General features: G+C 39.2%; 9 protein-coding genes. 5 read left to right on the top strand and 4 right to left on the bottom strand.

Annotated features, from left to right (window positions below; genetic code table 11):
* The first annotated feature begins 169 nt into the window (after positions 1-169).
* Complete coding sequence (locus IQ228_RS11690) at positions 170-2,056, top strand: sodium:proton antiporter (RefSeq protein ID WP_193962914.1); 1,887 nt, start codon at positions 170-172, stop codon at positions 2,054-2,056.
* 102 nt (positions 2,057-2,158) lie between these two features.
* Here IQ228_RS11690 and IQ228_RS11685 read toward each other — a convergent pair whose 3' ends face one another.
* A complete protein-coding gene (locus IQ228_RS11685; RefSeq protein WP_193962913.1) occupies positions 2,159-3,289 on the bottom strand; it encodes an aldo/keto reductase in 1,131 nt (376 codons plus the stop codon).
* Between the two features lie 613 nt (positions 3,290-3,902).
* Complete coding sequence (locus IQ228_RS11680) at positions 3,903-4,253, bottom strand: histidine triad nucleotide-binding protein (protein WP_027403240.1); 351 nt, start codon at positions 4,251-4,253, stop codon at positions 3,903-3,905.
* Positions 4,254-4,350: 97 nt separating this feature from the next.
* On the opposite strand from IQ228_RS11680, the gene IQ228_RS11675 reads away from it, so the two are divergent.
* A complete protein-coding gene (locus IQ228_RS11675; protein WP_193962912.1) occupies positions 4,351-5,217 on the top strand; it encodes an Rpn family recombination-promoting nuclease/putative transposase in 867 nt (288 codons plus the stop codon).
* 287 nt (positions 5,218-5,504) lie between these two features.
* Here the strand turns inward: IQ228_RS11675 and IQ228_RS11670 are convergent, their stop codons facing one another.
* Positions 5,505-6,149, bottom strand: a complete 645-nt coding sequence (locus IQ228_RS11670; RefSeq protein ID WP_027403238.1) for a Uma2 family endonuclease — start codon at positions 6,147-6,149, stop codon at positions 5,505-5,507.
* A 577-nt stretch (positions 6,150-6,726) separates the two neighbouring features.
* On the opposite strand from IQ228_RS11670, the gene IQ228_RS11665 reads away from it, so the two are divergent.
* The 3 genes from IQ228_RS11665 (at position 6,727) to IQ228_RS11655 (ending at position 10,535) form a co-directional block, all read left to right on the top strand.
* Positions 6,727-7,983, top strand: coding sequence for a fimbria/pilus outer membrane usher protein (locus IQ228_RS11665; RefSeq protein ID WP_228043829.1), 1,257 nt, complete (start codon positions 6,727-6,729; stop codon positions 7,981-7,983).
* Positions 7,984-8,217: 234 nt separating this feature from the next.
* Positions 8,218-9,750: a YifB family Mg chelatase-like AAA ATPase gene (locus IQ228_RS11660; RefSeq protein WP_027403237.1), complete on the top strand. Its 1,533-nt coding sequence runs from the start codon at positions 8,218-8,220 to the stop codon at positions 9,748-9,750.
* Between the two features lie 14 nt (positions 9,751-9,764).
* A complete protein-coding gene (locus IQ228_RS11655) occupies positions 9,765-10,535 on the top strand; it encodes a nucleoside phosphorylase (RefSeq protein ID WP_027403236.1) in 771 nt (256 codons plus the stop codon).
* On the opposite strand, the gene IQ228_RS11650 is transcribed toward IQ228_RS11655, so the two are convergent.
* Positions 10,536-11,333 (bottom strand): Uma2 family endonuclease, encoded by a 798-nt coding sequence (locus tag IQ228_RS11650; protein ID WP_027403235.1) that lies wholly within the window; start codon positions 11,331-11,333, stop codon positions 10,536-10,538.
* Between the last annotated feature and the right edge of the window lie 54 nt (positions 11,334-11,387).

Genomic DNA, 11,387 nt, shown 5'->3' with positions numbered 1-11,387 from the left:
TAAGAGACAGCCCCCCACCTCCCCTCACCCGTCATTTTCAGGTTGACAGACTACTAGCCATTACCTCTTGCCTTTTGCCAAAAAAAATAATCAGACTACAATTTTTGTAAACTTAATGTTTATGATTCTTTAGAGAGGATTTTGAAATCAATGGCTCAAAATCTACAACATGGAAGCACCTTTTGAAATCACCCTCCAGATGGTGATCACTGTTTTTGCAGGCATTAGCGCCCAGGTAATGGCTGCATATTTCAAATTACCTAGCATCGTGTTACTACTCTTATTAGGCATCCTGTTAGGTAAAGACGGGCTGGGAATATTGCAACCCCATTTACTAGGAACAGGATTAGAAGTGATTGTTTCCCTAGCAACAGCAATCATTTTGTTTGAAGGAGGACTCAAATTAGATCGACAGGAGTTAGGCAAAGTTTCCCTCAGTCTCCAGTTACTCGTCACCTTGGGAACTCTGATCACCCTACTAGGGGGAAGTCTTGCCGCACACTGGCTAGGGGAGTTTCCCTGGAATATAGCAGTGCTGTATGCGTCCATTGTTGTTGTCACCGGACCGACCGTAATTGGTCCTTTAATTCAACAAATAAACGTAGATAGACAAGTTGCAACGCTATTAGAAGGCGAAGGAATTTTAATAGATCCCGTGGGAGCTATCCTGGCTTACGTTGTCTTGGATACAATTTTAAACGGTGATACAGACCCAATTAATGCCATTATTGGTCTAATTTTACGTTTCACTGTGGGTGCGGGTATTGGTGGCGTTGGTGGATATTTAATGAGTTGGATGTTCAAACGCGCCAATTTCATCTCTTTTGAACTGAAAAATCTGGTTGTACTGGCAGTTTTATGGGTGTTATTTGCCCTAGCGCAAATGATTCGCTCTGAATCAGGAATCATGACCACAGTAGTAGCAGGTGCGGTATTTGCTAACTCTTCAGTTCCCGAAGAGCGGTTATTGCGAAGCTTTAAAAATCAACTGACAATTCTCAGCGTTTCTGTATTATTCATCCTCCTAGCGGCTGATTTATCCATTGCCAGTGTCTTGGCTTTAGGTTGGGGGAGTTTATTCACCGTTTTGGTGTTAATGTTTGTGGTTCGCCCCATTAACATTATTTTGTGTACTTGGAATAGTGATCTAAATTGGCGACAGAAACTATTTTTAAGTTGGGTTGCACCCAGAGGCATAGTTTCCGCCTCTGTAGCGTCTTTATTTGCGATTTTACTGACCCAGAGGGGCGTTAATGGTGGTGATTCGATTAAAGCCTTAGTCTTTTTGACAATTATCATGACAGTTTTTTGTCAAGGTTTAACCGCTGGCTGGTTGGTTAAATGGTTGCGAATTACTTCTAAAGATGCAACTGGGGCGGTAATTGTCGGCTGTAATCCCCTGGGTTTATTAATTGCCCGCTTTTTTCAAGAACGGGGAGAAAGTGTAGTGATGATTGATACTGACCCGGAACGTTTAGCCCAAGCTGAAGCCCAAAATCTGCGAGTGATTGCTAGTAGTGCTTTAGATGGGGAAATACTGGAAGAAGCTGGTATTGGTTCGCTGGGGACTTTTTTAGCTATTACTAGCAATGGTGAAGTGAATTTTGTCTTAGCTCAACGGGCTGCTGAGGAATTTAATCCTCCCCGGGTTTTAGCTATATTTCCCCATCATCCCCAAGGTTCTCCCTTGGTTAATAGTAAGGTTGAGCAAGCCTTTGTCTCTGATTTCCCGGTAAAAACTTGGAATGAATATTTGATAAATGGACAGGTGAAATTAGGAACAACTACATTAAATGCGGCGGAATTTGACTCTCAACATGAACATATCCAAGAAAAAATTCGAGAGGGGATCTTAGTACCACTATTGTTAGAACGAGAAGAACGGTTACAGGTGATGTCTGCAAGCCAACAGTGGGAAATAGGCGATCGCATTATCTATCTATTATATGATGCCCGTCCTAATTTGTTAAAACTTCTCTCTGGTGCTAGTCAATCTACACCCCTAACTATGGAAACATTGGCAGAAGTTGAGGAAGTAAGAGTTAAAGAAGCTTAGATTTTTGGCAAATATGAATATGTCAGGCTTCGCCCCGCTTCGCTCCGCTTTGCTAACACGCAAAGGCGCAAAGGCGCAAAGAATCAAGGTTAAATTTTCAATTTATCCCCATAATCTTCTTCCTGCTTTCCCCTCCAATCTTTTATGGGTATCTTTTAGCAAAGTAGGAATATCTAAATTTTCTGGACATTTGGGCAAACAATCACCACATTCTGTACAACGGTTAGCTTTCATTCCTGGAAACCAATGACCGGCATTTTCAAACATTCCATAACGATATTTACCATAATCTGTCATATCATAAGCTACGGCTAGATTTCGTAATCTTAAAACTTCGGGAATATGAATATTTTCCGGGCAAGGTAAGCAGGCATAACATTGACTACATTTATCGGTTAATAACACATTATTTTGCTGATTTTCTAATTTTTCAAAAATATCAATTTCGGCTTTTGTTAATTCATTTTTCTTCTCAAAAAGTTCTGGAGATATTACTAATTCTTCCTGGTTTGCCGGTCCTATACTCAAAGTATGAATGTGGTTATCACTCAGCAAAAACCGATAATTTAAGTCTAATGGTGTCAATGGGTGACAAAGTTCCTTTAAAGTTTGGGGTGGAGTATATAATTTTCCGCCCTTATCCGCAGGAGAAATAATAAAAACGCCCATATCTTTCTCTTTTGCTAACTTAATAGCGGGGGCATTATGTTGAAAAAAATAGTAATAATGGAGATTAACAAATTCAAAAAGATTTGTATTTATCGCTGCTAAAATTACATCTAATGAACCGTGAGTAGAAAACCCAAGATGTCGCACTCTCCCATCATTAATAGCTTCCTCAACAGCTTGCATACAGCCATTTTTAGCTTGTACCCATTCTAAATGTTGCCAAGTATTTAATCCATGAATTCCTAAACAATCCAGATAATCTAAATTCAAGCGATTTAAAGATTCATCAATATACCGACGCATAGAATCAGCATCAGGTGTTGGGGGAATTTTGGTAGTAATGTGAATTTGACTGCGAGGTACTGATAAACCAGCTTTTATAGCCTTACCTAAATATGCTTCACTGTCACCGTAACCTCTAGCAGTTTCTAAATGATTAATTCCTAAAGATAAAGCTTTTTCCAGAAGTTGTTGGACATTCTCCCTATCAATTAAACAGCGCATTGTTCCCAAAGAAAAAACAGAAAGATATAAATTAGTTTTACCAAACCGACGATATTGCATATAGTAACGTAAGTTGCTAGTTAGAGAAATTGTCAGAATCAGGATGTCCAGGATTTAAGGATGTACAGGATGAGAACTGGAATTTTATCACCTATTACCAGCCTCAACTAGATAACTATACTCAAAACGGCTAGTACCGCAAGGCGGAAGTCAAAAGTCAAAAGTCAAAAGTCAAAATGAAGACAGTATAGGCTTTTGGAGGATTTAGAATGGTTGGTTTATTTACGCCGTTTTGTACTAGAAGCTGGACTTTTTTATCATACAAACTTTTTTATAACAAGTTCAAAGCCTCTCCCCGTTGCGGGGAGAGGTTTGGAGAGGGGTTTCATATTTAGTTAAACTATGAACCGTTTTCAGATAAGTAATTGGACAAAAATATTTACAGTCATTGCGAGCGAAGGGAAGCAATCACAACCCTTAGAATTGCTTCATTTCACTTCGTTCCATATGGCTAACGCCACGCTGCGCTAACGCAATGACATTGTGTAATTAATTCTATATCACTACTTAGCAACTTGAGTTAGTAGGTAACAAAGCAACAATTATTTATCTGTTTAATCCGTAAAAATAGCACAGAAAGCTGATTTCTGTGCATAACCGGGAAACGCTATAATTAACCTGGAGGCCAGGACATAGGACGACGACCAAGGATGTGTATATGTAGATGATGGACTGTTTGACCGCCATCAGCGCCAGTATTCATAACGACTCGATAACCGTTTTCTAGTCCCGCTGCTGCTGCAACTTTCTGGACTGTTAATAATAGATGTCCTAAAAGTGCTGCGTCTTCAGGTTCTGCGGTAGCTAGACTAACTATGGGTTTTTTGGGAATAACGAGGATATGAACTGGTGCTTGGGGGTTAACATCTGTAAAGGCTAGGGCTAAATCGTCTTCATAAACAATATTCGCGGGAATTTCTTTACGAATGATTTTACTGAAAATGGTTTCTGTGTTCGGACTCATGCAGTTTTTACTTACTCATCTGTTAAAGATTTTAAGCGATCGCTCGAACAAGCGATAAAAAGTTAAGATGGTATGTAGTTAGTGCATCTATAGTTTTATGGCCAAACCTGCGGATGTTAGTACCAAACGCTTAATTAGTCTTGCACCCAATAATTGGGTAAAATGGGTAACGCAAATCCCAGATGTGGTTGCTGGGGAAATTCTCAATTCTGAATTTCAATGGATTAGTAGAGAAAGTGATGTCCTTATCCGTGCTGAAAGTAAAGAATATGGGCAATTTATGGTTCTTAATGAATTGCAATTGCGGTACAAATCAGAACTGCCGCGAAGGATGCGAGCTTATACAGGATTAGCTGAAGAAAAATATAAATTACCCACATATCCTGTATTAATTAACATTCTCAAAACAGGTGATGCTGAAATCCCCACGCGATTTGAATCTAATCTTGCTGGTTTACAAGTTCGTCAAGATTACCGTGTAATTAACCTGTGGGAAGTAGATGTTAACATTGCCTTAGAACAACCTTTAGCATCTTTACTGCCTTTTGTGCCGATTCTCAAAGGTGGTGAAGATGAATCTATAATTCGGGAAGCATTGCGTTTATTGCAAGCTGATGAACAATTAAATCAACTAGAAACGGTTCTTGCTTTTTTTGCTACGTTTGTATTAGATAGTTCCTTAGTTCAAGAAATTATGAGGTGGGATATGACAGTTTTACGCGAATCACCTTGGTATCAGGAAATATTGCAACAAGGAATGCAACAAGGTGAACAACAAGGAGAAAGAAAAGACAGACTCTCTAGCATTGAGTTATGTTTAGAAGTAAAATTTGGTAATGAAGGATTAAGATTCATACCGAAAATATCACAAATATCTGATCTTGAGACACTAAAAACAATTCAACGTTCAATCCTCACGGTTGAAAGTTTAGAGGAATTAAGAGGATGTTTGAAAAGTTTTTAATGTATAAATAAACCCCTCTGGTAAACCTCTCCCCGCACCTCTCCCTAACCCTCTCCTAAGAGGAGAGGGAAGCAGAAAAACTTTTTTTAGCTGGAAGGGGGGTTTCAAAGCAGCAATTCTCATTTTAAGGTTTCATGACATTTTAATCCTTACATTCTTATGGTTTTACAATTCTTAACGAATCCGGCGATGTGCCTCCGGCAAAGTCAGAATCGCGGATTATAGGGATTAAAAGATGGGGCGGATTAGGTTGTTTGCTATGATAAAAGTTACTAAAATCCGTGAAATCAGCGCAATCCGTCTAATCCGTGATTCAGACCAATATTACCAGCTTGAAAAATCTGTTGGGCAGTCAAACTCAAATCTGGAAAAGTTGGTGATATGATCTTTTCATCATTTCTAAACTGCCTTACTTGATACTCACCTTCAATTAATAAGTAAATAGATATAGTAGGTTGTTTAGGACTACCTATATAACGAATACCTCCTAAAGCTAAATAATCAATAATCCAATATTCAGGAATGCCAATCTCTTCATAATCTCGTAATTTAGTTAAGTAGTCATCACGCCAATTTGTACTAACAACCTCAACAATTAAGGGAATAGAAGCAGCTTGAGTTACAGTTGATTGTTTTTGCCACAGAGGTTCATTGACTAAATTAGTTTTGTTTAATAATAGAATATCTGGTACATAACCTGATTCGCTTTTAGGTGGTTTGACTAATGCTTGCTTGGGAATGGAATAAGATAACTTCAGTCTTTTGTATTCAGTTACTAATTCTTCTATCAAGAATCCTATGACATCTTCATGTGGTCCTGTTGGTTGTGACATTTCCACAATTACTCCATTATGCAGTTCATAGGGTTCTCCATCTGGTTTCCAGTCTGCAAATTCTGCAAAGGTTACTGGTTTTTGTAAAACTTGAACCATGATTTATATACCTTAACTTCACCGTTATGGTTGATTTAATTATACTTGATAGAAAATGAATTATCCCAACTATCAACACCAGGGCATCACATCATCTAAGCTCAGTTGCAGGGAGTGTAAAAGAGGCTTAACGGGTGACAATGCGGCTAAACAGCTTATTTCATAAGGGATAGAGCCTGAAAGCCCCGTTGAAAAAAGAGGCGTTTATGTGTTCAGTAACTTTATTTACTTATTCTGGAATATATGTAAATGTTTAAGTAAGTAGGTGAACACAATAAAACCAAACTGTGTAAAGAAATGTAAAATCGCCCAAACCCTCTTCACTCTTGCCTCTTGCCTTTTGCCTTGCCATAACGACAATTTTCAACACCAACCTACTTAATTGGACAAAAATATTTACAGTCATTGCGAGCGAAGGGAAGCAATCACAACCCTTGCGAACTGCTTGCAGCAGCGCTTCGCTATCGCTTCATTTCACTTCGTTTCATATGGCTAACGCCACGCAACGCTTACGCAATGACATTGTGTAATTAATTCTGTCTCACTACTTATTTGTAATCAATGCAGCTAAATAAAATTGGAGGTTGCTAGTAATTTAATTAGTGGTGGTTCTAGTCTAACCACTATCCTGCCCTTTGGGGCTTTAGGACTATCCCTAGCCGCCAGTAGTGAATCAGGAATACCGGGGGCTGCGGCTGCTCTGACTTATAGCTATTCTCGTCGTAATATCGGTTTTGGTGGTTCGGTGCGGCTGTTGAGTGACCGATATGCTAATTTAAGTTTGACAGCATTAGATGACAGAGCCAAGTTAGAAAATAATGCTTTTATTTCTATATCTCCTACCCGTAATTTAAGCTTAGGTTTGCAGTATGCGTCCTCTGACTTCCGTGACAAAGGACAGAATAACCGTCTAGGTTTCACTAGTAGTTTGCGTCTCAATTCCCGTGCAGATTTATCTATAAATCTCACCCAGTCTAACCAACCTACACAACCAACCACAAATGCACTATTTATCGGTTTCAATTATACTTTAGGTAATGCTAGAGCCAGTATTAATCGGCAAAATACCAATGGTAAAACTGCAATTAACTCCACTGTATCTGTGCAGAAATCTCCACCGACTGGTAATGGCTTGGGCTACCGTCTTCAGGTTAACCCCAACGGGGAAAAAATTCCCGCCAATGGTAGTATCCAGTATCGCGCTCCCTTTGGTGTTTATGAGTTAAACCTCAACCGCAGTAATGGTACAAATAGTGGCTCTGTTAATGTCTCTGGTAGTATTATCGGCATAGGGAATAATGTCTTCTTTGCCCCTCCTGTTACCCAAAGCTTTGCAATCATGCAAGTTCCAGGGGTGAGGGGTGTGCGTGGTTACAGTAATAATCAGGAAGTTGGACGCACTGGTTCTCAGGGTAATTTAATGATTACTAATCTGCGCCCTTACAATGGGAATAATTTGAAAATCCAAGATGAGGATATTCCTTTAAACTACAAAATTGATGCTAATGAAAAAGTAATTACCCCACCTTTTCGAGGTGGGGCGGTTGTGCGTTTTTCTGTGCAACTAATTCAGAGTCTTGTCGGTACTTTGTCGGTAGAAACATCAGGAAAAACTGTAATTCCGTCCTATGGTCAGTTAAATATAACTGTGAATAATCAAATTATTAACTCACCTATTGGTAAGGAAGGAGATTTTTATTTAGACAGTGTTGCTCCGGGAAAATATGCAGCTAATGTGGACTATGAAGGAGGTATTTGTTATTTTCAGCTAACTATTCCCCAGTCTCAGGAACAAATGGTTAATTTAGGTAATTTAAAGTGTATCATTCCTTAGGGATCACCAAAAAATAAATTACCCAATTTTGTGGGATGGGCATCCTGCCTGTCCTTGGTAATTAGCGGGCAATTCGTCCCGCACCACAAGAAACTTTTGGGGATTTTTTTAATTGGAAGTCCCTTGGAGGTTGTTTTAAAAGTTTTTAATAACATTTTTATTCAGTGATTTCACTCATTGTTAATTTACCTAAAAATCTGCTTTGATATCCTCAAGGTTTATTCATATAGAAAAATGCTGGCAAGAGTTTGGAGTGCATCTATCATCGGGATTGACGCTGTAAAAGTGGGTGTGGAAGTTGATGTTTCCGGTGGTTTACCGGGAATTGTGATTTTAGGTTTACCAGATTCGGCTATTCAAGAATCTAAAGAACGGGTAAAAGCCACTTTGAAAAATGCAGGTTTTGCCTTTCCTATACGGAAGATTGTCATTAACCTAACTCCCGCAGATTTAAGAAAGGAAGGACCTGCTTTTGATTTACCAATTAGTGTGGGTATTTTAGCAGCTTCTGAACAAGTTAATGCCGATTTGTTGGGAGATTTTTTATTTTTAGGTGAAGTTTCTCTAGATGGTAGTTTGCGTCCGGTTGCTGGTGTTCTTCCTATTGCTGCAACTGCAAAAAAAATGGGAATTACAGGTTTAGTTGTTCCTATTGATAATGCCCAAGAAGCTGCTGTTGTTGAAGGTTTAACGGTTTATGGTTGCAAAGATGTTGCTGATGTAGTGGACTTATTAAATAATCCTCAAAAATACCAACCTGTCCAGTTAAATCAAACAATTGAAACTTCCCAGTCAACATCTTTGAATTTAGCAGATCTACAGGATGTCAAAGGACAAGCGCACGCCCGCAGGGCTTTAGAAATTGCGGCTGCGGGGGGACACAATTTAATTTTTGTTGGACCACCAGGAAGCGGAAAAACGATGTTAGCAAGGCGGTTATCGGGAATTTTACCACCTTTAAGTTTTCCTGAATCTTTGGAAGTAACACGCATTCATTCTGTGGCTGGATTGTTGAAAAATCGGGGTTCTTTAGTTAGAGAAAGACCTTTTCGGAGTCCCCACCATTCTGCATCGGGTCCATCTTTGGTTGGTGGTGGCACTTTTCCCCGTCCTGGCGAAATTTCATTATCTCACAGAGGTGTACTTTTTTTAGATGAATTAACGGAATTTAAAAGAGATGTTTTGGAGTTTTTGCGTCAACCGTTAGAAGATGGTTTTGTGACTATTTCTCGAACTAAACAATCCGTGACTTTTCCCGCACAATTTACATTAGTAGCCAGTACAAATCCCTGTCCTTGTGGTTATTATGGTGATACAATTCAAGGCTGTACTTGTTCACCTCGACAACGGGAACAATATTGGGCAAAATTATCTGGACCATTAATGGATAGAATTGATTTACAAGTAGCGGTAAATCGGTTGAAACCCGAAGAAATTACCCAACAACCAACAGGAGAAGCATCGAAATCTGTAGCCGAACGAGTGGAAAAAGCTAGAGAAAAAGCTGTAATTCGGTTTCAAAAAGAAGAAAATTTACAATGTAATGCCCAAATGCAAAGTCGTCATTTACAAAAATGGTGTAAATTAGATGATGCTAGTCGGACTTTATTAGAAGCTGCAATTAGGAAATTAGGCTTATCTGCAAGAGCGAGCGATCGCATTCTTAAAGTATCCCGAACTATAGCAGATTTAGCAGGAGATGAAAACCTCAAAACCCACCACGTAGCCGAAGCAATTCAATATCGGACAATTGATAGAATGCAGTAATCAATTAGAAAAATATGAATAATAAAATGCTATATCATATTGGTTTTAGCAAAGCAGATTTAGGTGAATTTCCTCCCGAAATTGCTTTATTATCAGGTGATCCCCAGCGGGCTAATTTTATCGCCCAAACTCATTTACAAAATGTGCAGTTACTATCAGAAAATCGGGGACTGCATAGCTATTTAGGCGATTTACCCAATGGAAAAAAGATTTTATCTGCTACTAGTGGTATGGGTGCGCCTTCTTTGAGTATTGTTGTCAATGAGTTAGTACAAGTAGGAATTCAAAAAATTATTCGCATTGGTACTTGTGGCTCAATTCAACCATATATATCTGTTGGGAGTATTGTTATTAGTAAGGGAGCTTTGTGTCGTCAAGGTGCAGCTAATGATATTGCACCTGTAGAGTATCCAGCCACAGCAGATCCTTTTCTCACAGTAGCTTTAGTGAAAGCAGCACAAGAATTAAAAATTGAGCATTATTTAGGAATTACAGCATCAGTTGATACCTTTTATGAAGGACAAGAACGGACTGATTCAGCTAATCCTTATTTAATCCGATCTCTTAATGGAATTACCGAAGAATATCGCCGCTTAAATATTTTGAATTACGAAATGGAAGCAGGAATGTTATTCAAAATGGCAGGTGTTTATAACTTTGCCGCTGCGGCTGTTTGTGCTGTCGTGGCTCAACGTACAATGTCAGAAGATGTTATTTTATCAAAAAAGGATTTAGCTATCAACAATGCCATTTTAACTGCTATCTGTGCGGCTGCAAATATCTAGTTAAGCATCTTTAGGCAAATTATTGGGGTCAATTCCCTGCGATCGCAAATAAGCTATTAGCCGTTCTTTTTCCTCCCGTTCTTGTTCCGCCCGTTGATGTTCCTGTTCCGCCCGTTGACGTTCCTGTTCCGCCCTTTGGCGTTCCTGTTCAATCAATTCCACAGCCCAAGGTAACAAATTACCTGATTGATCCCACCATCTTAACCAATACCCAGAACGACCTTCCTTTTCCCCTCGCCAAGTTCCTAAAAACAGTCCCATTGCGTCAATCCAATGACGACCATTCTCATCTGGTTGTTTTAATTCATAACGTCCATTTTCCAGTTGATAATATTCTAATAATCCCCCATTTGGCTCAAATATGATGTAAATGGCAACTTGTAAAATTTGTTCGTAAAAAAACCATTTTCCCGGCGGATAGGTACGCTTAACTGAATATTCTCCACCGTCTTTATCTGATAAAAACTCCATCACTACAGCAGGTATATCCCCTTCCAAATTGGGTGTATAGCTTTTCCGTTCTGCTAATATCTCTTTAACAGAAGGCACATATACCCAATCAGGTGCTTTAGCCACAAATTGCTCATTTAATGTGGCACACAGCCCGAAATTGGCAGCGATTAACATCTGTGGTTGAATAAATCCACTGATTTCTAAACTTTCCCGCAAAGCCCCCGCTAAAAGTGGCTGTCCTGTATTTTCCACTGGTTCATCCTCTAACTGAAAATCATCGGGTAAGGCTTCCCAAGAGATGACCAGTCCAGTCTGTGATTTGATTTCACTGAGTAGGGTTGCCATAAACGCCACCTTTGGTTGATTTATTTTTATTGTATCCTAACTGTCTCTTATACA

This window comes from Dolichospermum sp. LEGE 00246, from assembly GCF_015207865.1.
In the GTDB taxonomy this organism is placed as follows: domain Bacteria; phylum Cyanobacteriota; class Cyanobacteriia; order Cyanobacteriales; family Nostocaceae; genus Dolichospermum; species Dolichospermum heterosporum.
Note: the sequence above shows the minus strand (reverse complement) of the source record. Positions and strands in the feature narration are given on the sequence as shown.